This window comes from Sphingomonas chungangi (assembly GCF_013778325.1).
Taxonomy (GTDB): domain Bacteria; phylum Pseudomonadota; class Alphaproteobacteria; order Sphingomonadales; family Sphingomonadaceae; genus Solisphingomonas; species Solisphingomonas chungangi.
In genome coordinates this window covers 582,965-603,815 of the sequence record NZ_JACEIB010000027.1, presented here as the reverse complement: position 1 = coordinate 603,815, position 20,851 = coordinate 582,965, and the positions used below count along the sequence as shown (strand labels likewise).

23 protein-coding genes are annotated in these 20,851 nt (G+C 67.4%); 4 read left to right on the top strand and 19 right to left on the bottom strand.

What is annotated here, in order from left to right:
* The 14 genes from HZF05_RS20770 to miaA all read right to left on the bottom strand — a co-directional run bounded on the left by HZF05_RS20770 (nucleotide 1) and on the right by miaA (nucleotide 12,311).
* Entirely contained in the window at nucleotides 1–1,431 is a 1,431-nt protein-coding gene (locus HZF05_RS20770) for a DUF1800 domain-containing protein (RefSeq protein WP_160364364.1), read from the bottom strand.
* 43 nt (nucleotides 1,432–1,474) lie between these two features.
* Nucleotides 1,475–1,939, bottom strand: a complete 465-nt coding sequence (locus HZF05_RS20765; RefSeq protein ID WP_160364363.1) for a periplasmic heavy metal sensor — start codon at nucleotides 1,937–1,939, stop codon at nucleotides 1,475–1,477.
* Entirely contained in the window at nucleotides 1,940–2,335 is a 396-nt protein-coding gene (locus HZF05_RS20760; RefSeq protein WP_160364362.1) for a hypothetical protein, read from the bottom strand.
* The gene (locus HZF05_RS20755) at nucleotides 2,328–2,882 is read right to left on the bottom strand and encodes an RNA polymerase sigma factor (protein ID WP_160364361.1); all 555 of its coding nucleotides are present in this window, start codon (nucleotides 2,880–2,882) and stop codon (nucleotides 2,328–2,330) included. Before HZF05_RS20755 ends, HZF05_RS20760 begins: the two co-directional genes overlap by 8 nt.
* A gap of 39 nt (nucleotides 2,883–2,921) precedes the next feature.
* The gene (locus tag HZF05_RS20750; protein WP_246332110.1) at nucleotides 2,922–3,239 is read right to left on the bottom strand and encodes an EF-hand domain-containing protein; all 318 of its coding nucleotides are present in this window, start codon (nucleotides 3,237–3,239) and stop codon (nucleotides 2,922–2,924) included.
* A 191-nt stretch (nucleotides 3,240–3,430) separates the two neighbouring features.
* Nucleotides 3,431–3,691: a GCG_CRPN prefix-to-repeats domain-containing protein gene (locus tag HZF05_RS20745; protein WP_160364359.1), complete on the bottom strand. Its 261-nt coding sequence runs from the start codon at nucleotides 3,689–3,691 to the stop codon at nucleotides 3,431–3,433.
* Nucleotides 3,692–4,393: 702 nt separating this feature from the next.
* Nucleotides 4,394–5,932, bottom strand: a complete 1,539-nt coding sequence (locus tag HZF05_RS20740) for a 2-isopropylmalate synthase (RefSeq protein WP_160364358.1) — start codon at nucleotides 5,930–5,932, stop codon at nucleotides 4,394–4,396.
* A gap of 246 nt (nucleotides 5,933–6,178) precedes the next feature.
* Nucleotides 6,179–6,799 (bottom strand): YceI family protein, encoded by a 621-nt coding sequence (locus HZF05_RS20735; RefSeq protein ID WP_160364357.1) that lies wholly within the window; start codon nucleotides 6,797–6,799, stop codon nucleotides 6,179–6,181.
* A 72-nt stretch (nucleotides 6,800–6,871) separates the two neighbouring features.
* Nucleotides 6,872–7,480: a YceI family protein gene (locus HZF05_RS20730; RefSeq protein ID WP_181638930.1), complete on the bottom strand. Its 609-nt coding sequence runs from the start codon at nucleotides 7,478–7,480 to the stop codon at nucleotides 6,872–6,874.
* Nucleotides 7,481–7,620: 140 nt separating this feature from the next.
* Nucleotides 7,621–8,640: a ketol-acid reductoisomerase gene (gene ilvC, locus HZF05_RS20725; protein ID WP_160364355.1), complete on the bottom strand. Its 1,020-nt coding sequence runs from the start codon at nucleotides 8,638–8,640 to the stop codon at nucleotides 7,621–7,623.
* 52 nt (nucleotides 8,641–8,692) lie between these two features.
* On the bottom strand, nucleotides 8,693–9,208 hold the full coding sequence (ilvN, locus tag HZF05_RS20720; RefSeq protein WP_022692608.1) for an acetolactate synthase small subunit: 516 nt from the start codon (nucleotides 9,206–9,208) through the stop codon (nucleotides 8,693–8,695).
* A gap of 5 nt (nucleotides 9,209–9,213) precedes the next feature.
* On the bottom strand, nucleotides 9,214–9,549 hold the full coding sequence (locus HZF05_RS20715) for a hypothetical protein (RefSeq protein WP_160364354.1): 336 nt from the start codon (nucleotides 9,547–9,549) through the stop codon (nucleotides 9,214–9,216).
* Nucleotides 9,549–11,300 (bottom strand): acetolactate synthase 3 large subunit, encoded by a 1,752-nt coding sequence (locus HZF05_RS20710; protein WP_160364353.1) that lies wholly within the window; start codon nucleotides 11,298–11,300, stop codon nucleotides 9,549–9,551. Before HZF05_RS20710 ends, HZF05_RS20715 begins: the two co-directional genes overlap by 1 nt.
* A gap of 72 nt (nucleotides 11,301–11,372) precedes the next feature.
* Entirely contained in the window at nucleotides 11,373–12,311 is a 939-nt protein-coding gene (miaA, locus tag HZF05_RS20705; RefSeq protein ID WP_160364558.1) for a tRNA (adenosine(37)-N6)-dimethylallyltransferase MiaA, read from the bottom strand.
* Between miaA and serB the strand changes: the two genes are divergently transcribed.
* Nucleotides 12,310–13,209: a phosphoserine phosphatase SerB gene (gene serB / locus HZF05_RS20700; RefSeq protein WP_160364352.1), complete on the top strand. Its 900-nt coding sequence runs from the start codon at nucleotides 12,310–12,312 to the stop codon at nucleotides 13,207–13,209. The genes miaA and serB overlap by 2 nt on opposite strands.
* Nucleotides 13,210–13,344: 135 nt before the next feature.
* Here the strand turns inward: serB and HZF05_RS20695 are convergent, their stop codons facing one another.
* Entirely contained in the window at nucleotides 13,345–13,659 is a 315-nt protein-coding gene (locus tag HZF05_RS20695) for a hypothetical protein (protein ID WP_160364351.1), read from the bottom strand.
* 52 nt (nucleotides 13,660–13,711) lie between these two features.
* Entirely contained in the window at nucleotides 13,712–14,731 is a 1,020-nt protein-coding gene (locus HZF05_RS20690) for an SPOR domain-containing protein (RefSeq protein WP_160364350.1), read from the bottom strand.
* Between the two features lie 150 nt (nucleotides 14,732–14,881).
* Between HZF05_RS20690 and HZF05_RS20685 the strand changes: the two genes are divergently transcribed.
* The 3 genes from HZF05_RS20685 to HZF05_RS20675 are packed head-to-tail and all read left to right on the top strand — an operon-like array spanning nucleotide 14,882 to nucleotide 17,675.
* Complete coding sequence (locus tag HZF05_RS20685) at nucleotides 14,882–15,595, top strand: ParA family protein (protein ID WP_160364349.1); 714 nt, start codon at nucleotides 14,882–14,884, stop codon at nucleotides 15,593–15,595.
* A 14-nt stretch (nucleotides 15,596–15,609) separates the two neighbouring features.
* Nucleotides 15,610–16,227: a hypothetical protein gene (locus HZF05_RS20680; RefSeq protein ID WP_160364348.1), complete on the top strand. Its 618-nt coding sequence runs from the start codon at nucleotides 15,610–15,612 to the stop codon at nucleotides 16,225–16,227.
* A gap of 23 nt (nucleotides 16,228–16,250) precedes the next feature.
* Complete coding sequence (locus HZF05_RS20675) at nucleotides 16,251–17,675, top strand: SPOR domain-containing protein (RefSeq protein WP_160364347.1); 1,425 nt, start codon at nucleotides 16,251–16,253, stop codon at nucleotides 17,673–17,675.
* 157 nt (nucleotides 17,676–17,832) lie between these two features.
* Here HZF05_RS20675 and HZF05_RS20670 read toward each other — a convergent pair whose 3' ends face one another.
* From HZF05_RS20670 to HZF05_RS20660, 3 genes are read right to left on the bottom strand one after another with little or no spacing between them, the layout of a single operon-like run.
* A complete protein-coding gene (locus HZF05_RS20670; protein ID WP_160364346.1) occupies nucleotides 17,833–19,083 on the bottom strand; it encodes a dihydroorotase in 1,251 nt (416 codons plus the stop codon).
* Entirely contained in the window at nucleotides 19,080–20,069 is a 990-nt protein-coding gene (locus HZF05_RS20665) for an aspartate carbamoyltransferase catalytic subunit (protein WP_160364345.1), read from the bottom strand. The genes HZF05_RS20670 and HZF05_RS20665 overlap by 4 nt, the downstream gene beginning before the upstream one ends.
* 40 nt (nucleotides 20,070–20,109) lie before the next feature.
* The gene (locus tag HZF05_RS20660) at nucleotides 20,110–20,808 is read right to left on the bottom strand and encodes a hypothetical protein (RefSeq protein WP_160364344.1); all 699 of its coding nucleotides are present in this window, start codon (nucleotides 20,806–20,808) and stop codon (nucleotides 20,110–20,112) included.
* Nucleotides 20,809–20,851 lie beyond the last annotated feature (43 nt).

Genomic DNA, 20,851 nt, shown 5'->3' with positions numbered 1-20,851 from the left:
TCACCTCCGGAGGAAATCGGGCGAGATGAGCAGCAGGGCGAGCGCGCTGCCAGGGCTTTCCGCGCGGCTGACCTGCTCGGCGGTCGCGGGGCTGAACGATGCCGGGATGAGCTTGGGCCCGAGCACGCGCGCATCGATCGTATCGCCGATCGGCGCGACCAGCCGCTGCGCGAACTCGACGCGGCGGAGGAGCGCATCGGGCGCCGCCCAGCTCGCGGCCGTGTCGTCCCACCCGGCTGGCGAACCCGGCTTCCACAATGGCTGGCCGAGCTGGCTCTGAACACCCGCCATCTGGAGCTGGCCGACCTGCTCGCGGCCGAGGCCGCGTAGCGCGGAGACCGTCCATTCCCACGGCGTCTTGAACTTGAGGGGAGTGGGCGCCCACCCCTCAGCGCTTTCGATCAATGTGCGATAGAGAGACGGGAGATCGCCTCGGCTCTTCGTGAAGGTGGCCGTCAACCGCGCGACCAACGCGGGCGGCGGCATGTCACCCGCGAAATGGCGTGCGAGCTTCGTCGCGACATGGGTGGCGGTTGCGGGCGACCGGGCGAAATCGATCAGCACCGCCCGCGCCTGCTCCACGCCGGCCTGATCGTAAGTCTTGCCAAGGATCGTGCGCGGGCCGGGTTCGTGAAGGTTGGGGCGAAAGGCGAAATCGTCCGCATTGCCATCATCCTGCGGCCCCTGCGCGCCGACGCTCCAGCCGGTCAGCGCGCGGGCGAATTCCGTGACGTCGGCCTGCGTATATCCCGATCGCACACCCAGCGTGTGCAGCTCCATGACCTCGCGCCCGAGATTCTCGTTGAGGCCGCGTACCTTGCCGGGACTGCGCGCGGCGGCGCGCCGCGCTGCGAGGCTGTCGGGGCCGATCGACTGGATCTGGTTGAGATAGATCAGCATCGCGGGATGCTGCTCGACGGCGAGCAGCATGTCCTCGAAGCGGCCGAGCACGTGCGGGCGGATCGCATCGCGCTCGAACGCGCCGACGAAGGCGCTGGTTTGCGGATTGTCTGCCGAGACGCAGAAATGGTTGGACCAGAAATGGACCATCCGTTCGATGAAGGGCGCCTGCGTCTCGAGCGCGCTCTGGGTGCGGGCCTGCACCGCCTGGCGGTAGAGCGCCTGCACGTCCTGCGCGAAATCCTGCCGCACGGCCATCTGCTCGGCGGTCTTCGCGGGTTTGGTGGGAACGGTATCGGCGGTAGGCGCCAAGCGCGCCGCTTGCCGCATCGCTTGCTGCTGCTCTCGATAGGATTTCACCATCGCGCCGGCATCGGGCAGCGCCACGAAAACGGCGGGGCGAGCATCGAAGCGATCGAACTGCGCGGTCAGCCAACGTCTAGCGTCGGTGGGCGGCGCTTCGGACGGCTTCGCGCCGAGCCCGAAGCGATTGAGCGCGATCGCGGCGGGGGAAAGGCCGGTAATGGACATGGCAGACGCTGCCTTCCGAAAGGGCGGATATCGGTTGAACGGACTAGGGCTGCGTTTCCGTCGCCATAGTCGCCGCACGGGCACGCCGCATTTCTATCCCTTCAGCGAGCTTGGCGCGCTCTTCGGGTGGGAGCGTCGCTGCGTAAGCGATGGCGCGCTCCTCGACGTGAGCCCGGATCGCGATGTCGGCAGCACGGATGCGGGCCAGCGCGTCGGCGAGCTTTGCCTGATCGAGCGTCGGCGCGCTGAGCAGCGCGGCAGCCTCCTCGCGCGCCTGCCGCCCGGCCATAGCGGTTGGTCGCATCTCGAGGCGGGCTTCGCGGAGCGCTTGACGGAAAGCGCGGCGTTCGTCCTTTGGCAGCTCGCTGCCGGCGACGCGGATCGAGCCGACCCCGATCATCGGATGGCGCGCCTTGACCCATGCCGCGCCGCCGATCGCCGCGCCGAGCAGGAAGACGTTGAGCAGGATCGAAACCGCGCAGATGATCTTGAGAGTGCGGGGCGACATTCAGCTATCCTGCTGCGAGAGATCGCCGAACGCTGTGGCGTCGTCCGACACGGCATGATCCGAAGGAAGGGCAGCCGACGCCGCGACCGATCCGGCCACCGCGCCAGCCAGCGCCGTCGCGATGCCGATGCCCGACCACCACAGGCGTGCCCGGCGGGACAGCGGCGTACGGTGCGAGGAAATGACACGGTCGCGTAACGCCGCTGACGGGGCCTCCACCGTCCACAGATCGAGCCGCGTATCGAGGCGCTCGGCCTCGACGAGCACCGCCTGCATAGCGGGCCGTGTCGCCATCGCCATCGCATCGGCGCGCACCGCCTCGGGCCAGCGTGCGACGACGGCACCATAGGCATCGGCGAGTTCGATGAAGCGGGCTTCGGTCAGGGTTTCAGTCATCACGCGTGTCCCGTGCGGCAAAGGTGGCGCGCAGCGACCGGCGGCCGCGCGAAAGGAGGCTTTCCAGCGCCTCGACGCTGATCTCCATCGCGTCTGCCGCGGCGATGTTGGTAAGGTCCTGATAGTGGACGAGCAATAAGGCTTCGCGCTGGCGTTCGGGAAGCGCGTCGATCGCCCTCTGAACGGCACCGGCCTGCGCTGCCTCGTCGACCATCGCATCGGCCGGTGGTTGGGGATCGACGACCTCGGGCAATTCCGGCATCACTGTCTCTTGCCGTCGGCGCAGCCTGTCCCGGCACAGATTGAGCGTGACCGTATGCAACCAGGTATCGAAGCGCGCCGCACCCGGCTGCCAGCGTGCGGCCTGCTTCCAGGCCCTTAGGAAGGTTTCCTGCGCGACGTCTTCGGCCTCCGCCGCATCGCCCAGCATTCGCCGCGCGAGCGCCAGTATCCGGGGCAGCTTGGCGCCGACGAACATCCGCGTCGCAACCTCGTCGCCCCGGCCGATGCGCGCGACCAGTCCGGCATCCGGATCGTCCGCGCTCAAGCAATGCGGCTCCCGTGATCATCGCGGCGGATCATTCTTTCAGGGCTGCGGGCTTACCACTGGACTGGCGGAGTTGGCCTCTTTTTCCCGCATGCGGCCAGTCTCCCGTTCATCGGGCGTGAGCACACCGTCGCCATTGCGATCAAGCCGGTGGAAGCGCCGGGTGAGGGCGGCCCGGATCTCGCTGGCGTCGAGCATGCCGTCATGGTTGGCATCCATAGCATCGAAGCGGCGCGAGGGATCGTGCCCGTTCCTTGCCGCCGCCGCCATCTCCGCGCGACTGACCTTGCCGTCGCCATCGGTGTCGGCCGCCATGATCCGGCTGGTCTGGCGTGACAGGAACTGATCGAGCGACATTCCGCCGGTCGCTGACGGCGGAGCCGGTTGGCCGCCGGCGGCAAAGGCCAATGGCAAGGTCACGAGGGTAAGCCAAGATCGAACGAAACGCATGATGTCGAGTCCATAAACGCAGCGGCCGGAGCGGCGCGACGCAGCAAATCAGCTGCATCGCGCCCTCCTGCTTAGGAAAGGGGGCAGACGCCCTGCGTTTAGCGGTAGCGCCAGCCGCCATGCCAGCGATAGCGATGGCCCCAATAACGGCTGCCATCCCAATAGCCGCGGCCACCATAATAGACGCCGATGACTGGCGCTCTCGGACCTACGACGACCGGGCCGGGGCCGAGATTCGGGCGGCATCCGCCATATGGCCCACGATGAAATCCCACGCCACAGCCGCCACGGGCGTCGGCCGGCGAAATGGTGGTCACCGCCGCTCCAGCGGCGAGGACGAAAATCAGGAGTTTCTTCATAAAGTCCTTCTCCAACGCTACATTTCCGACGCCGTGGTGGCCATCGGATATGGGTTGAACGGGACACGGCGGGATTTCCGTCGGAAGAAAATGTTCTCACCGTCCCGGGCCGCGACCATTTCAATCTGTACAGGTAAGGCTCCGATCCCTTGGGCTTGTACAACGATCGCTTGGCAGATGCAGGCGAGGGCAGGACAAGGACCTATCCGCGCCGGAGCGACCTGACAATTTTGGCCATGAATTAAAAAGGTATCCTGGCGGATCTGCGTCTGACGGACTTTCCGGCTGCCTCAACCTGCGCCGCCCGGCAACGCCGCCCATATCCAGGGCGGTGATCGTGAGGCAGTCGCCGTTGATCCGAATGCCGACGATGGGACCGATGTCGCTCATCTGATCGCTATCCCGTAAAAACGAAAAGCGCCCTAATCGCCTCGCGACCTAACGGCGTAACTTGACGAAACGAAGATACCTGATGTGCAGCGTGACGAATTCGCCGACACTATCCAGCAATTGTAACCCGCCTCACATGCAGCGCGCGGGAGAATTTCGCCGTGTCGATTGCGAGGGCCTTACCGCACCTTCCGAACCACCCGTTCGAAATCAACTCATCCGGTCTCGGGCGCGGTATGACGAGTACGGCGGAGAGATGCCCCTCCACCGTCCCGTAGCGATTATGCTCTCATGCAAGCCGGAGACCTCGCCTTATCCCGCCATCGCGTCCGGCGCGCGCTTGCCGCGTTTGACCAGCATCTTATTGAGCGCGTTCGTATAAGCGCGAACGCTCGCCACCATCGTGTCGTGATGCGCGCCCGTGCCGCGCGTAGTGCGGCCGTTCTCCGAAAGCACCACCGACACCTCGGCCTGCGCATCGGTGCCGCCGGTGACGGCGTGCACCTCATAGCGGTCCATCATCGATGCCTCGTGCGGCACGATCGTGCGGATCGCGTTGAACAGGGCATCGACCGGGCCGTTGCCGCGCGTCGCCGCCGTCTTCTCGACGCCGTCGATCTCCAGCGTCAGAATGGCGCGGGCCGGGCCGGTGCCGCAGTGGATCTCGACATCCTTGACCTGGATGGCGTCATGCCCGCGCAGCACTTCGTCGTCGACCAGCGCGACGATATCCTCGTCGAACACCGCCTTCTTGGCGTCGGCCAGCGCCTTGAAGCGCACGAACGCATCCTGGAAGGCGTTATCGCCCAGTTCGTAGCCCAGTGCCTCGAGCTTCGAGCGGAAGGCGGCGCGGCCCGAATGCTTGCCCATCACCAGATTGGAGGTCGAGACGCCGACGCTCTCGGGCGTCATGATCTCGTAGGTAGAGCTATCCTTCAGCATCCCGTCCTGGTGGATGCCGCTTTCGTGCGCGAAGGCGTTGGCGCCGACGATCGCCTTGTTGGGCTGCACCTGGAAGCCGGTGACGGCCTGCACCAGCCGGCTCGACTTCATGATCTCGGTGGAGACGACGTTGGTGCGGAACGGCATCACGTCGCCGCGCACCTTGATCGCCATCGCGATCTCCTCGACCGAGGCGTTGCCCGCCCGCTCGCCGATGCCGTTGATCGTCGATTCGACCTGCCGTGCGCCGCCCATCACCGCAGCCAGGGTGTTGGCGACGGCGAGGCCCAGATCGTTGTGGCAATGGGTCGAGAACACGGCCTTGTCGGCGTTGGGCACTCGGCCGATCATGTCCTTGAACATTGCGCCGTAGGTTTCGGGCGTGGCGTAGCCGACAGTATCCGGCAGGTTGATCGTGCGCGCACCGCACTTGATCGCCGTCTCGATCGCGCGGGCGAGGAAATCGGGATCGGAGCGGGTGGCGTCCTCGCCCGACCATTCCACATCCTCGCAAAGGTTGCGGGCATGGCCGACGGTGCGCTCGATCGCCTCGATCACCTCCTCGGGCGTCTTGTTCAACTTGACCCGCATGTGCAGCGGCGAGGTGGCGATGAAGGTGTGGATACGGGGACGGCGAGCGTGCTTCACCGCCTCCCACGCGCGATCGATGTCGCCGATCGCGGCACGGGCGAGGCTGGCGATCACCGCCTTGTCGGCCTGCTTGGCGACCTCGCTCACCGCCTCGAAATCGCCCTCGGAGGCGATGGCGAAGCCCGCCTCGATGATGTCGACGCCCATCGCCTCGAGCTGGGCGGCGACCTTCAGTTTCTCTTCCAGGTTCATCGAGCAGCCGGGGGACTGCTCGCCGTCTCGCAGCGTGGTGTCGAAGATCAGGATGGTATCGGTCATGTCTGCCACTCCGGTGCGCCATCGGCTTGGGCGCTCAAATCGTCGGTAAGGCCCGGCTGTCTCGGCGGGCTGCGATCTGTCCCCTCAGGCGCGGCGCAAGTTCGGTACCCGCGCGGAAACGACACGCCTCAGGGGCGCGTAAGTCGAAGCAGGGGAAGGCGGATCGCCGCGGACATGACGGAGCCTTTGTGGCAGGCCTTGGTAAATGTCCAGTAATTTCGTGCGCCGGGGGCGCGGTTCAGCGCATCATTGCTGCTCGAATGCCGCCGCGATCGTAATCTGCACTTGATCGGAGACCAGTGGCACGCCCCCGCCGATGCCATATTCGCTGCGGTTGATCGCGGTGCGCGCGTCGAAGCCGATCGACTGGCCCTTGCCCATCAGGCTCTTGCCGGCGCCGTGGAGCTTCACCGTCATCTGCACCGGATGCGTCTGCCCGTGGAGTGTGAGGTTGCCGTTGAGCAGCACCTTGCCGTCCGGCCCGAGCAGCACGCTGGTCGAGGCGAAGGTGGCATTGGGCCAATGCTGCACGTCGAAGAATTTCGGGCCGATCAGTTCGTCGTTCAGTTCCCTGCTCGACGTGTAGATCGAATCGATCGGGATCGTGACCTCAAGCTTGGTCGCGCCGAGATTTCGGGGATCGAGCTTCAGCGTGCCAGAGGCGTTCGAGAGGAAACCCCGGAAGATCGAGAAACCGAGATGATCGAGCGCGAACATGACCTGCGTGTGGCCGGGTTCGATCGCGTAGGTGCCGGCGGTGACGGCGGCGGGATCGGGCTTGCCGGGCGGGGTGGTGGGGAGATGCATCGGCGCCTGCGCGGCGGCGGGCGCGAGGGCGAGCAGGGCGGCGAGGGCGAAAAAGCGCATCGGTCGGCTCCGGAAACGAGAACGGGCCGCACGCTCGCGCGCCGGCCCGTTCCTGTCAAATCGCCGGGTGGATCACTGCTTTTCGAAGGCGGCGGCGATCGTGAGCTCGACATGATCGGAGACGACCGGCACGTACTTGGTCACGCCGAAATCGCTGCGATTGAAGCCAATTCGCGCGTCGAAACCGGTGGTGAGCACCTTGTCCATCGGGTTGATGCCGGCGCCGTGGAAATGCACCTGCATCCGCTCGGGCTTCGTCACGCCATGGATGGTGAGGTTGCCGTCGACCAGCGCGGTGTTGTTCGGCCCGACCGTGATTGCGGTCGAGACGAAGGTCGCGTCAGGGAATTTCGCGGCGTCGAACCAGTCGGCCGAAACCAGTTCCTCGTTGAGCTTGGGGTTGCTCGTCTGCACCGAAGCGATCGGCACGCTCACGGAAAGCTGGGACTTGGTCGGGTTGGCGGGGTCGATCGTGAGCGTTCCGGAGGCGCCGGTGAACGCGCCGCGGAAGATCGAGAAGCCGAAGTGATCGACCGCAAAGCCGACCTGCGTGTGGTACGGCTCGACCTTGTACGTGCCGGCGGTGACGCGCGCGGTCTCGGGCGCGCCGGGGAGGGCGGGGGCCTGCGCGGCGGCGGGCAGCGTGGCGAGAACGGTGAGGGCAGAAAGGAAAGCGCGCATCAAGGGAAGCCTCCGGGAATGGAGGTTAGCCTTTTAGCGAGGCGCTATGATCCGCCTAGCATGACAATCTTGGCCGGATTGTTCGATCAAATAGAAAAGTGAAAAGCCCCCTCCCTTCCAGGGAGGAGGCTTCAAGTCCCTCAGTTCTTGTCCTTGTCGACCAGCTTGCCGGCGCCGATCCACGGCATCATCGCCCGCAGTTTGGCGCCGGTCTGCTCGATCGGGTGGGCGGCGGCCTGCTTGCGGGCAGCCTTCAGCTCCGGCTGGCCGGCGCGGTTGTCGAGGACGAAATTCTTCACGAACCGGCCGCCCTGGATGTCGGCGAGGACGCGCTTCATCTCGGCCTTGGTCTCTGCGGTGATGATGCGCGGGCCGGTGGTGATGTCGCCATATTCGGCGGTGTTCGAGATCGAATAGCGCATGTTGGCGATGCCGCCCTCATACATAAGATCGACGATCAGCTTCACCTCGTGAAGGCACTCGAAATAGGCCATTTCCGGGGCGTAGCCGGCCTCGGTCAGCGTCTCGAAGCCCGCCTGGATCAGGTGGGTCAGGCCGCCGCAGAGCACCGCCTGCTCGCCGAACAGATCGGTTTCGCACTCCTCCCGGAAGTTGGTCTCGATGACGCCCGAGCGACCGCCGCCGATCGCCGAGGCGTAGGACAGCGCCACGTCCTGCGCGTTGCCCGATGCGTCCTGGTGGATCGCGATCAGGCAGGGCACGCCGCCGCCGCGCACATATTCGGAGCGGACGGTGTGGCCCGGGCCCTTGGGCGCGACCATGATCACGTCGATGGTCGACTTGGGCTCGATCAGGCCGAAATGGACGTTGAGGCCGTGCGCGAAGGCGATGGTGGCGCCGTCGCGGATGTTCGGCGCGATGTCGTCGGCATAGATCTGCGCCTGATGCTCGTCGGGCGCGAGGATCATGATGATGTCGGCCCAGGCGGACGCCTCGGCGGTGGACATCACCTTGAAGCCGGCGCCTTCGGCCTTCTTCGCGGTCGCCGAGCCGGCACGCAGCGCGATCACCACCTCGCCGACGCCGCTGTCGCGCAGGTTCTGCGCATGGGCGTGGCCCTGCGAACCATAGCCGACGATCGCGACCTTCTTCTGCTTGATCAGCCCGGCATCGGCATCGGCATCATAATAAACGCGCATTCAAAGTCCCCTTTCGGACGGGATGGGCCGCGTGGCGGCCGATGGTGTGGGTTCAGGCGGCCTCTCGTCCGCGAGCCATTGCAGCGACGCCGGTGCGGGCGACTTCGACCAAGCCGACCTCCCGCATCAGCTCGCAGAATTTGTCGATTTTCTCTGGATTTCCCGTAACTTCGAAGACGAAGCTCGCAATCGTGCTGTCCACCACGCGCGCGCGATAGACTTCGGCGAGGCGCAGCGCCTCGATGCGGTGATCGCCGGTGCCGGCCACCTTCACCAGCGCCATCTCGCGCTCGATATGCGGGCCGAGATCGCTGAGGTCGGTCACGCGATGCACCGGCACCAGCCGGTCGAGTTGGGCGATGATCTGGTCGATCATCTCGGGCACGCCGTAGGTGACGATGGTGATCCGGCTGACACCATGATCCTCGGTGATATCCGCCACCGTCAGCGAGGCGATGTTGTAGCCGCGCGCCGTGAACATCCCGGCGATCCGCGCGAGGATGCCCGCCTCGTTGTCGACGACGATCGACAGGGTATGCCGCTCGGCGGCCTGTTCCTTGATGTGCATGGCGATTATTCTTTCTCGGGGGCGAGCAGGACGTTGCCGACCATCGCGAAATGCCAGTAGAGGCGGCCGCCTTCCTCCTTGCGGGGATATTGGATGTTCACGGCGGTAAAGCCGAACCCGTCCAGTACCTTGGAGACGGTTTCTCCTGCGTAGCGGGAGGAAATCTTGATCTTGTCGAACTCGTCCTCGCCGATCTGGGCGGGGCGGTCGAGATGGACCACCCAGTCCGAATAGGCCGGCGTCGCCTGCGCGGTCCAGCCGGTCAGATCGGGGGTGCCGCCATTGAGCCGCCCGAAATCGAACGGCTCCGCGACGTGCACGATGAGGCGCATCTTCGGCATCAGACGAGCGCCTTCGCCTCATCCGTGGCTTCGCCCACCACTTCCTCGGCGTGGAGGATCATGTCTGTATGCGCGGCGCCCGACGGGATCATCGGGAAGCAGTTGGCGAGTTGCGCGACGCGGCAATCGACCATCACCGGGCCGGGCGCGCTCAGCATCGCCTCGATGCCGCCATCCAGATCGCCCGGCTGCTCGATGCGCAGGCCGGTCCAGCCGAAGCTCTCCGCAAGCTTCACGAAGTCCGGCAAAGCCTCGCTGTAACTCTCTGAATAGCGGGAGGCATAGATCAGCTCCTGCCACTGGCGGACCATCCCCATGTACATGTTGTTGAGGATGAAGATCTTGATCGGCAGCCGGTATTGCGCAGCGGTGGACATCTCCTGGATGTTCATCAACACCGAGGCGTCGCCCGACAGGCCGATCACCAGCCGATCAGGATTGCCGACCTGCGCGCCGATCGCTGCCGGGAGCCCATAGCCCATCGTGCCGAGTCCGCCCGAGGTCAGCCAGCGGTTCGGGTCCTGGAAATGGAAATGCTGGGCCGCCCACATCTGGTGCTGGCCGACTTCCGTCGTGACGATCGGGTCCTTGTCCTTCGTCATCTCCCAGATGCGCTGGATTGCCTTCTGCGGCATGATCTCGTGATCGGAGGCCGGGAAGGCGAGGCTCTGGCGCGCGCGCCAGCCCTCGATGCGCCGCCACCATTCGCCGAGATCGGCCTTCTCATGCCCGCGCGCCTTCCACACCGCCAGCATGTCCGCCAGCGCCGATCCGACGTCGGCGACGACGGGCAGGTCGACGCGGACATTCTTGTTGATCGAGGAACGATCGATGTCGACGTGGATCTTGCGGCTCTCGGGCGAGAAGGCATCCAGCCGCCCGGTCACGCGATCGTCGAAGCGGGCGCCGAGGCAGAGGATCAGGTCCGCCTTGTTCATCGCCATGTTCGCTTCGTAGGTGCCGTGCATGCCGAGCATGCCGAGCCAGGCATCGTCGCTCGCCGGGAAGGCGCCGAGACCCATCAGCGTCGAGGTGACGGGCGCGCCGGTCAGCGCCTGCAACTCGCGCAGCAGCGTCGAGGCGTAGGGGCCGGCGTTGATGATGCCGCCGCCGGTGTAGAGGATCGGCCGCTCGGCGGCCGCCAGCATCTCGACCGCCGCCTCGATCGCCGCCGCCTCGGCCTTCACCTGCGGGCGATAGGTCTTGTGCTGGAGCGGGCCTTCGGGCTTGCGATAAGTCGCCGCTGCAATCTGGACATCCTTGGGCAGATCGATGACGACCGGGCCGGGGCGGCCCGAGGTCGCGATATGGAAGGCCTCGTGGACGATCGCGCCGAGGCTCGCCGGATCCTTCACCAGGTAGTTGTGCTTGGTGCAGTGGCGCGTGATGCCGACCGTGTCCGCCTCCTGGAAGGCGTCGGTGCCGATCAGCTGGGTCGGCACCTGGCCGGTGATCACGACCAGCGGGATCGAATCCATCAGCGCGTCGGCGAGGCCGGTGACGACGTTGGTGGCGCCTGGGCCGGACGTGACGAGCACGACGCCCGGCTTGCCGGTCGAGCGGGCATAACCCTCCGCCGCATGCGCCGCGCCGCCTTCCTGACGGACGAGGATGTGGCGGATCTTCGCCTGCTTGAAGATGGCGTCGTAAATGGGGAGTACCGCGCCGCCCGGATAGCCGAACACGACCTCCACGCCGAGGTCCGTCAGGGCCTGGACGAGGATATCGGCTCCGCTTCGTTCGGTCGTCATGGTGAATCACCTCAAGAATAAGCGCCCGCCGCCTAGCAGAAGCGGAGGAGGGGCGCAGCTACCGGTAACAAACTAGCGTGTCAACCGGCTTATATGAAATAATCTGTCGATCTGTAGATTATCTGAATCATAAGATTGCGTGAGGCGCGGCCAATCGGGCGGCGGCTGGTGCCGGAACCATGTCCGCTGGCGCTTGGCGTACTGGCGGCTGGCGGTCTGCGCGCGCTCGATCATCGCTTCGCGGGAGAGCGTACCGGCGAGCCAAGCGGCGATCTCTGAAACCCCGATCGCCCGCATCGCGGGGAGGGCGGGATCGAGGTGGCGGGCGGCCAGTACCTCGACTTCCTCGACGGCGCCCTGATCGAGCATTGCGGCGAAGCGACGGTCGATCCGATCGGAGAGCCATGCGCCGTCCGGCACGAGCAGGAGGGGGGCGAGGTTGATGGCGTGGCCGATACCGCCGATCTTGTCCTGCTGCCAGTCGGCGAGCGTGCGGCCTGTGGAGCGCACCACCTCCAGCGCGCGGGCGACGCGTGTCGTGTCGCTGGGGCGGAGGCGGATGGCGGCTTCAGCATCCTCTCGTTCGAGCGCAACGTGGGCATCCGCCACGGCCAGGGCGCGGACTTCTGCTCGGATGGCGGGATCGATCTCGGGCACCGGCGCGATGCCGTCGAGCAGGGTGCGGATGTAGAGGCCGGTACCGCCGACGAGGATCGGCGTGCCTCCGCCCGCGTGAATATCAGCGACGACGGCCTTGGCCTCGCCCGCCCAGATGGCGGCGTTGTGGGGCTCGGCCGCATCGACATGGCCGAACAGCCGGTGCGGGGCGCGCGCCTCTTCCTCCGGCGAGGGGCGGGCGGTGACGACGCGCAGGTCGCGATAGACCTGGCTGGCGTCGGCGTTGACGATGGTGCCGCCGATCCGCTCGGCCAGCGCCAGCGCGAGAGCGCTCTTGCCGCTCGCGGTCGGCCCTGCGATGAGCGCCACCGGCGGCAATTCGGGAGAATCCATGTTCACGGCGACGCTGATAGCAGCAGAAGGCCAGGGTGTCGGCGATCTCGACTTGGTTTCGGTCCTGCTCGCTGAACAGGGGTGCATCTCATCCAACCCGGCGGAGTGGCAAACGCCTGTATGGATCGACGAAGGTTATGCCATCGATTTTGCGTTCGACCAAAACCCAGCTGCTGCACGCGAGGTTCTTGAAGGCGAACTAGGGCCGATCGACGTTATCGTCCAGCCCGCTGCGAACCGCCGCAAGAAGCTGCTCGTCGCCGACATGGATTCGACGATGATCACAGTCGAGTGCATCGACGAACTCGCCGATTATGCCGGCATCAAGGACCGGATCGCCGCGGTCACCGAGGCGGCGATGCGCGGCGAGCTCGATTTCGCCGAGGCGCTTGATGCGCGCGTCGCCCTGCTCAAGGATCTGGAGGCCTCGGCGATCGATCGCTGCCGGGCGGAGCGAGTGCGGCTGATGCCCGGCGCCAAGGCGCTGATCCGCACGATGAAGGCGCACGGCGCGCGTACCGTTCTGGTCTCGGGCGGCTTCACCGTGTTCGCGGAGCCGGTAGCGGCGGAAATCGGCTTCGACGTCGCCATCGCCAACCGGCTGGGGATCGCCGGAGACCGGCTCGACGGACTGGTTGCGAAGCCGATCGTCGATGCCGCGACCAAGCGCATCACGATCGAGGCCGAGCGGATGGCGCTGGGGCTGGAGGTGTCGGAGACGCTGGCGGTCGGCGACGGCGCCAACGACATCCCGATGATCCAGGCGGCGGGGCTGGGAGTGGCCTATCACGCCAAGCCCAAGACGGCGGCGGCGGCCGGTGCCCGGGTCGATCATGGAGATCTGACGGCTTTGCTGTGGGCGCAGGGGTACAAGCGCAGCGAGTGGGTGACGGATTGAGACTCCGTTCGTCCTGAGGAGGGCCTGAGCTTGGCGAAGGCCCGTCTCGAAGGGCTTTGCGCGGTGCATGTGCTTCGAGATGCCGCTTCGACAGGCTCAGCGGCTCCTCAGCACGAACGGTTTGTGAGGTTAGGCTTAGCCGGCTTTCCGCATATCCGTCGCGATAACGGCCAGCGCGAACGCCACCGAAGTCTCGCTCCGATCGAAGCGCAGATGGAGCCCCTGCCGGTCCTGCCCGATCACCTCGGCGGAAACCGTGCCCGCCTGCGGATGGCGCAGCGTCACCGCCATGCCCATGTCGAGCCGTGCATGGGTCTCGATCCATGCGCCAGCGCCGGAGACCTCGCGCAGCGCGACGGGCAGCGGCCGGTCGGCGAGCAGCAGACAGAGCGGCCGCCGCCCTTCCGGCAGCAGCGTCCGATCCTTCGCGAGCCAGTTCCCTGAAGCCATACGCCCTCCACGCCCCGACCGGGGATGATGGCAGGCAAGCCCGAAGGAAGCGTTAAGGCGCGACCGGGAAGCAGGCCGCCCCGGCGGACTTCGCAGCGGCGCAGGCTTTCGCGGCGGCGGCCTTGTCGGCAAGCGGCCCGGCGCGCAGGCGCACGACGGCGCCGGCTTTCTCGTAGCTGGGACGCAGCCCCCCCATCTTGCCGGCAATCTTGCCCCACGCGGTCGCGGCGCCGTCCTGCGATCCGTAAGCGCCGAGCTGCACCATCCACTTGCCGCCCGACGAGGCGAGCGCGGGCGCCGCCTTGGGCGCAGGAGCGGGCTTGGGAGCCGGCGACGGAGCGGCTTCCGCCACCTGCGACGCTGGCTTCGGGGCTTTGGGCGTCTTGCCCGCCTTGGGCTTGGCCGGCATCGCGGAAAGATCGCTCGGCGGCGGCGGCGAGGCCACCGGCACCGATGCCGTCACCGCGACGTCGGAGCCGCCGCCCGTCACCAGCTGTCGCCCGGTCGGCGGGATCGGGCGAGAGGCCATCTGGCTGGCCAGCTGGAGGCCCCTTTGCCGATCGTCGGCGCTCATATACTGATCCATCTGGCTCAGGCTCGTCGTCGCCTGCGGCAGGCCGGCGGCGGCGGCGCGGGTCATCAGCGCATAGGCCTTGGGCCAGTCCTTGGCGGCGAGGTCGCCGTTGAACAGGGCGGTACCCAGCACGTATTGCGCGCGGGGATCGCCGGCATCCGCCGCCTTGCTGATCCACGGCATCGCGGAGCGGCGATCGCCGTCCTGGAACAGCAGCAGGCCGTAATTGGCCGCGCCCTGGATGTGCCCCGCCTGCGCGGACTTGCCGTACCACGTCTTCGCTTGCCCGAGATCGGTCGGCACGCCGCGCCCGAGCTTGTAGGCCTGCGCAAGATCGAAGGCGGCATCGGGGTCGTTCGCCTCGGCGAGCGGGCGCCAGATCGAGACAGCACCCGAATAGTCGCCGCGCTGCCAGGCATCGACGCCGTCCTTCACGCTCGCCGCCGCCGCCGGCGTGGCGATCACCGCCGCCACTATCATCGCCCCCGCAATCCGCATCGTGGGAATCCCCTTTGCCATCACTCCCGTTCGCACATGGAATATCACGCGTTAACGATAAGTGTGCGCAGAAAAGCAGGGCCTTCTTAACCGGATATTAGGCCTGCCCGTGGGATTTCCTGCTCAAATCTCACGGTTGAAGGGCAGGGCATGCGGGTTCTGGCATTGGCATCGCAGAAGGGCGGATCGGGCAAGACGACGCTCTCGGGTCATCTGGCGGTGCAGGCGCAGCTGGCCGGCGCCGGCCCGGTTGTGCTGATCGACATCGATCCGCAGGGCTCGCTCGCCGACTGGTGGAACGAGCGCGAGGCCGACATGCCGGCCTTCGCCCAGACGACCGTCGCGCGCCTTGCCGCCGATCTGGAGGTGTTGCGCCAGCAGGGGTTCAAGCTCGCCATCATCGATACGCCGCCGGCGATCACCATGGCGATCCAGAGCGTCATCCAGGTCGCCGAGCTGATCGTCATCCCGACCCGCCCGTCGCCCCACGATCTGCGCGCCGTCGGCGCCACCGTCGATCTCTGCGAGCGTTCGGGCAAGCCGCTGCTGTTCGTGGTCAACGCCGCGACTCCCAAGGCGCGCATCACCCACGAGGCGGCGATCGCGCTCAGCCAGCATGGCACCGTCGCGCCGATCACCGTCCACCACCGCACCGATTTCGCCGCGTCGATGATCGACGGTCGCACCGTGATGGAGGTCGATCCCAAGGGCCGCTCGGCGGGCGAGATCGTCGATCTGTGGTCCTATATCTGGGATCGGCTCGAGAAGAATTTCCGCCGCACCGTGTTCGCGGCCCCCACGCCGGGTGCCGCCGTCATGGCGCCCCGGCCCGCGAGCGGCTTCGGCCGCCGCGTGGTCCAGTAAGGGAGGCCGTGAGTATGCGTGACAACAAGGCTTTCGCATCGCTCTCCTCGGGCCTGCTGGCCCGCAAGGGGCAGGCGCGGCCGGCGATGCGCCCGCAAGGCTTCGGCTTCAACACCACCGGGCTCGACGATCTCGGCTGGAACGACATGGGCCACGATGCGCCTGCGCCGCGCCCCGTGACCGCCCGCCTGCCGGCGAATCTCGCCGGCCCGGCGACGTCCGCGCCGATGCCGGTGGAGGTGCCGCAGGTCGTCCGCCAGCAGGAAGAGATCGCCCGCGAATTCGCCGCGCCGGTGGAGCCGGCAGTGGTCGAGGAGCCGGTCGTCGAGCCTGTGGCCGAGATCGTCGCCGAGGCTCCGGCCCCCGTTGCGCCCAAACCCAAGGCCGCGCCGAAGAAGGCCAAGGTCCCGAAGGCCACCGTCTCCGCGCCCAAGGGCGTGGCGAAGCGCGCCGAGGGCCGCAAGGCCGCCTTCACGCTGCGCCTCGATACCGAGCGCCATCTTCGTCTGCGTCTCGCCTGCGCCGTGCAGAACCGTTCTGCTCAGCTGCTCGTCACCGACGCGCTCGACCAGTTGCTTGAATCGCTTCCCGACGTCGCCCGGCTGGCCGCCAGCCTGCCGGCGAAAGACTGACATTCACGCGGGGGAACAGGAATATGAACCGCAGGACTCTCGGCCGGATCGGCATGCTGTCGCTGATGCTCGGCGTCTCGACGGTGGCGTGCACCACCGGCACCAGCCATGTCGCCTCGCTCGCCGATCAGGCGCCGAAGGCCAAGGAAGTCGCCGCCAAGTCCGCCGACAAGGCGCGCGCCGCGCTGGCCGCCCACAAGGGCCTCGTCGCGGTCGCGGCGGCCGAGCAGGCGGTGTCGCTGTCGCCGAACGATGCGGGCTACCGGATGCTGCTCGGCCAGTCCTACCTCGCCGCCGGCCGCTTCGCCTCGGCCGCGACGAGCTTCCGCGATTCGCTGACGCTCAACCCCGATCAGCCGAAAGCCAAGTTCAACATGGCGCTCGCCGAGATCGCCCAGGGCCAGGCGGGTGAGGCGCAAAGCGTGCTCCACAGCCTCGACGGTCAGATCCCGGTCGCCGACCTCGGCCTCGCGCTGGCGCTGTCGGGGGACCGCCAGACCGCGATCAACACGCTCAGTGACTATGTCCGCTCGGGCAAGTCGGATGCGCGGGCACGTCAGAACCTGGCGCTCGCCTTCGCGCTGAACGGCCAGTGGCGTGAGGCGCGCGGCGTCGCGATGCAGGATACGCCGCCGAACCAGATCAACGACCAGATCGCGCACTGGGCCGAGCTCGCCACGCCGCAGGCCGCCGGCCCGGTGCAGGTCGCCTCGATGCTGGGCGTGAAGCCGGCGAGCGATCCGGGCCTGCCGACCGCGCTGGCGCTCGCCGCGCCGGCTCCGGGCGAGGCGCCGGTCGCGCTCGCCGCTGCCGATCCGGCTCCGGCCGCTATGCCGGCGCAGGTTGCCGCCAACGACGCGCCGTCGGTGACGGTGCCGCTCGACGATGCGCCCAAGGCCGATGCGACGCCCGCCGATGCGCCGGCCGCCGCCGTGGTGCTCGCCGCCCAGCATGTCTCGGCGCCCGAGCCGGAAGCCGCGACGCCGGCGCTGCTCCGCGCGCCGAAGACGCCGTTCCGGTCGGCGGTGCTGAGCGTGCAGCCGAAGCCCGCCTTCCGCTCCAGCGGCTATGTCGTCCAGCTCGGCGCCTTCTCCCGTGCCGGTGCGATCCAGACGGCGTGGGACCAGGCCTCGAAGGCGATGCCGCGTCTCGCGGGCTATGCCCCGGCGCGCGCGCAGTTCAGCTTCTCGGGCGCCTCGCTGGTGCGCCTCTCGGTCTCGGGCTTCGCCGATCGCGAAGCGGCCGTGGCGCTGTGCGAGCAGATCCACGCCAAGGGCAGCGCCTGCTTCGTCCGCGCCACCGCCGGCGATGCGCCGCTACAGTGGGTGAAGGCGGACGCGAAAACGCAGACCGCGAAGCGCGACGTGCCGGTGAAGGTGGCGGCGAAGGCGGGTGTCCCGCCGCTGCTCGCCAAGCGCGATGCGGGCGTGCAGGTGGCCTCGCGGTAAAACAGGAAACCCCGTTCGCCCTGAGGAGGGACTGAGCGGAGCGAAGCGCAGTCGAAGTCCCGTCTCGAAGGGTAAGCGCTGCGGCTATGCTTCGAGACGCCGCTTCGACAAGCTCAGCGGCTCCTCAGCACGAACGGGATAGGAACCAAGGGGGCGGTCAGCCGATGGGCTGGCCGCCCTTGATCGTTTTCAGCACGCGGCCCTGCACCGGGAGGCCATCGAACGGCGTGTTGCCCGCCTTGCCGGCGAGCTTGTCGCCGACGATCTTCCACGGCTTGCCGTCGTCGACCAGGATTAGGTCGGCCGGCGCGCCGATCGCCATGCGGCCCGCCTCCAGCCCGAAGAGCTTTGCCGGCGCGGTCGCCAGCAGATCGAACAGGCGGGGCAGGGTGACGACACCCTCCTGCACCAGCGCCAGCGACAGGGTGAGCAGGGTCTCGGCGCCCGCCATGCCCGGCTCGGCCGAGACATAGGGCAGGCGCTTCGCCTCCGGCCCGCGCGGATCGTGGGCGGAGGCGATCAGGTCCACCGTGCCGTCGCGCACCGCCTCGATCACCGCCTTGCGATCGTCCTCGGAACGAAGCGGCGGCGAGAGGCGGGCGAAGGTCTTGAACGGCCCGATCGCCTGATCCGACAGCAGGAAATGCGCAGGGCTCACCCCGCACGTCACCGCGACGCCGCGCTTCTTGGCCGCACGCACGAGATCGAAAGCGCGGGCGGTCGAGAGCTGGCGGAAGTGGAGCCGCGCGCCGGTCTCCTCGGCGAGCATCAGGTCGCGCGCCACCGCCATCGCCTCGGCGATCGCGGGGGCGGAGGCGAGGCCGAGCCGGCTCGCCATCTCGCCGTCGGTCGCGACCGCGCCCTTCACCAGCCCGCCATCCTCGGCATGGGTGATCACGATCATGTCGAAGGCGGAGGCATAGGCCATGATCCGGGCCATCAGCTCCGAATCGGCGATCCACTGGCGCCCGGTACACACCGCGACCGCACCGGCGCGCTTCATCAGGCCGATCTCGGCCATCTCGCGGCCGGCGAGCCCGCGCGTCGCGGCGGCGAAGGGGACGATGCTCACGGCATCGGCCGGGAAGCTAGCCGCCTGCCGGATCAGGGCCGGGGCATCGAGCGGCGGCGCCTGGTCGGGCATCAGCAGCGAGGTGGTGATGCCGCCCGCCGTTGCCGCCCTGGGATCGATCGCGAAGGCACCGACATCCACCAGACCCGGCGCGATCAGCGCGCCGCGCGCGTCGGCCACCACGTCGGACTTGCGGAACACGCCATGCTCGATCTCGCCGAACGCCTCGATGCGGCCGTCCTTGATGAGGACGCCGCCTTCCTCGACCGTACCGGCCACCGGATCGACGATCCGTCCATTGCGGATGGCGAGCGTGCCCTTAGTCACGCCGTTCATGCCCAGCCCTCCACGCCGCGCCGGCTTCGGGTCAACACGTCGAGGCAGGCCATGCGCACCGCTACGCCCATCTCCACCTGCTCGGTGATCGCCGATTGCTGGATGTCGTCGGCGACGTCGGAGGTGATCTCGATACCCCGGTTCATCGGGCCGGGGTGCATGACCAGCGCGTCCTTGGCGGCCAGCGCCAGCCGCTCGCGGGTGAGGCCATAAAAATGGTGGTATTCGCGCGGGGAGGGGACGAACGCCCCGTCCATCCGCTCGAGCTGGAGGCGGAGCATCATCACCACCTCGGCGCCCTCCAGCGCCGCGTCGAAATCGGTATAGGCCTTCACCCCCATCCGCTCGACGGCGGGTGGCAGCAGCGTCGGCGGCGCCACAACGCGCACCTCGGCGCCCAGCGTGCCGAGCAGCAGGATGTTGGAGCGCGCCACCCGGCTGTGCAGAACGTCGCCACAGATGGTGACGACGGTGCCGTTGATCCGGCCGACGCGTCGGCGAATGGTCAGCGCGTCGAGCAGCGCCTGCGTGGGATGCTCGTGCCGCCCGTCGCCGGCGTTGAGCACCGGGCAATCCACCTTGTCGGCGATCAGGCCGACCGCGCCGGAGGCATCGTGGCGGATCACAATCACGTCCGGCTTCATCGCGTTGAGCGTCGCCGTGGTGTCGAGCAGCGTCTCGCCCTTCTTCACGCTGGATTGGGCCGCGTGCATATTGATCACGTCCATGCCCAACCGCTTGCCGGCGATCTCGAAGCTCAGCAGCGTGCGGGTGCTGTTCTCGAAGAAGGCGTTGATTTGAGTCAGGCCCGCCAGCCGGTCGTCATGCTTGGCGGTGGCGCGGTTGAGCGCGATCCACTGCTCGGCCTCGTTCAGCAGGAAGCCGATCTCCCATGGCTGCAGCCCGGCGATGCCGGTGAGGTGCTTGTGCGGGAAAGGGTGGACGCCATCGGGGAGGGCGAACTCGGACGGAGCGTCGGCTGGCATGAACGCGCCTCCTATCGGGAGGCACCGGGAGGCACAAGCCTCACCGTGCCACCCCGGCGACGGCCGGAAGGATATTGCCGCAGAAGCGGGCCTGCGCCGCGGAGTCCGGCATCTCCAGCGTGTCCGGCTTGAGCCCGAGACGCGCGGCCGTCTCGGCGAGGCCGTGCAGATTCACGACGTAATTTCCACTCATGGAGCGGATCGAGAGGACCTGCTTGTGGATCAGCCGCAGATCAGCATCGCTCAGCTGATGAGCACCGTTGAATTCGTTGAGCGTACCCCATGCGTCCAACTCCTGCGCCTGAAACCGGTCGAGGTTCATCAGCACGTCGTAGAGCCGGGCATAATCGAGCTGGTCATCGAGCGGCATCTGCGCAGCGGTCTGGCCGGATTTGACGATGTCCCACACGCTCGATCGGACATGGTAAAAGGATATGCCATGGATATCGTCGGTGAGCGTGATCGGCCGGCCCGCCCGCCACGAGGCTACCCATGAATCGACGGCATTGAGCCTGCGATCGACGCAATCCTGCTCCGCGACCCTGAACGTCATCGTCCCCAGATCATGATCCAGCTCCGCTTTCAGCGCCTCGCGCGCCTCGGCGGTCTGAGTGTTCCAATGGATATCGTCGGCGACTTGCTGCGCGCCGAGCGCCAGCAGCACGCCGATCAGCACGACGCCGACCTCGCCGAAGAAAGCGCGCCATCCGTGCAGCGGTTTCGGCCAACTGAATTTCATGCAACGCCCCCGAGCTCCGGCACTGGCGTAGCCCGGATCGGCG

Coding starts and splice junctions, on each gene's coding strand:
- HZF05_RS20770 (WP_160364364.1), bottom strand. CDS start 1,431: ATGTCCATTACCGGCCTTTCCCCCGCCGCGATCGCGCTCAATCGCTTC.
- HZF05_RS20765 (WP_160364363.1), bottom strand. CDS start 1,939: ATGTCGCCCCGCACTCTCAAGATCATCTGCGCGGTTTCGATCCTGCTC.
- HZF05_RS20760 (WP_160364362.1), bottom strand. CDS start 2,335: ATGACTGAAACCCTGACCGAAGCCCGCTTCATCGAACTCGCCGATGCC.
- HZF05_RS20750 (WP_246332110.1), bottom strand. CDS start 3,239: ATGTCGCTCGATCAGTTCCTGTCACGCCAGACCAGCCGGATCATGGCG.
- HZF05_RS20745 (WP_160364359.1), bottom strand. CDS start 3,691: ATGAAGAAACTCCTGATTTTCGTCCTCGCCGCTGGAGCGGCGGTGACC.
- HZF05_RS20740 (WP_160364358.1), bottom strand. CDS start 5,932: ATGACCGATACCATCCTGATCTTCGACACCACGCTGCGAGACGGCGAG.
- HZF05_RS20735 (WP_160364357.1), bottom strand. CDS start 6,799: ATGCGCTTTTTCGCCCTCGCCGCCCTGCTCGCCCTCGCGCCCGCCGCC.
- HZF05_RS20730 (WP_181638930.1), bottom strand. CDS start 7,480: ATGCGCGCTTTCCTTTCTGCCCTCACCGTTCTCGCCACGCTGCCCGCC.
- ilvC (WP_160364355.1), bottom strand. CDS start 8,640: ATGCGCGTTTATTATGATGCCGATGCCGATGCCGGGCTGATCAAGCAG.
- ilvN (WP_022692608.1), bottom strand. CDS start 9,208: ATGCACATCAAGGAACAGGCCGCCGAGCGGCATACCCTGTCGATCGTC.
- HZF05_RS20715 (WP_160364354.1), bottom strand. CDS start 9,549: ATGCCGAAGATGCGCCTCATCGTGCACGTCGCGGAGCCGTTCGATTTC.
- HZF05_RS20710 (WP_160364353.1), bottom strand. CDS start 11,300: ATGACGACCGAACGAAGCGGAGCCGATATCCTCGTCCAGGCCCTGACG.
- serB (WP_160364352.1), top strand. CDS start 12,310: ATGTTCACGGCGACGCTGATAGCAGCAGAAGGCCAGGGTGTCGGCGAT.
- miaA (WP_160364558.1), bottom strand. CDS start 12,311: ATGGATTCTCCCGAATTGCCGCCGGTGGCGCTCATCGCAGGGCCGACC.
- HZF05_RS20695 (WP_160364351.1), bottom strand. CDS start 13,659: ATGGCTTCAGGGAACTGGCTCGCGAAGGATCGGACGCTGCTGCCGGAA.
- HZF05_RS20690 (WP_160364350.1), bottom strand. CDS start 14,731: ATGCGGATTGCGGGGGCGATGATAGTGGCGGCGGTGATCGCCACGCCG.
- HZF05_RS20685 (WP_160364349.1), top strand. CDS start 14,882: ATGCGGGTTCTGGCATTGGCATCGCAGAAGGGCGGATCGGGCAAGACG.
- HZF05_RS20680 (WP_160364348.1), top strand. CDS start 15,610: ATGCGTGACAACAAGGCTTTCGCATCGCTCTCCTCGGGCCTGCTGGCC.
- HZF05_RS20675 (WP_160364347.1), top strand. CDS start 16,251: ATGAACCGCAGGACTCTCGGCCGGATCGGCATGCTGTCGCTGATGCTC.
- HZF05_RS20670 (WP_160364346.1), bottom strand. CDS start 19,083: ATGAACGGCGTGACTAAGGGCACGCTCGCCATCCGCAATGGACGGATC.
- HZF05_RS20665 (WP_160364345.1), bottom strand. CDS start 20,069: ATGCCAGCCGACGCTCCGTCCGAGTTCGCCCTCCCCGATGGCGTCCAC.
- HZF05_RS20660 (WP_160364344.1), bottom strand. CDS start 20,808: ATGAAATTCAGTTGGCCGAAACCGCTGCACGGATGGCGCGCTTTCTTC.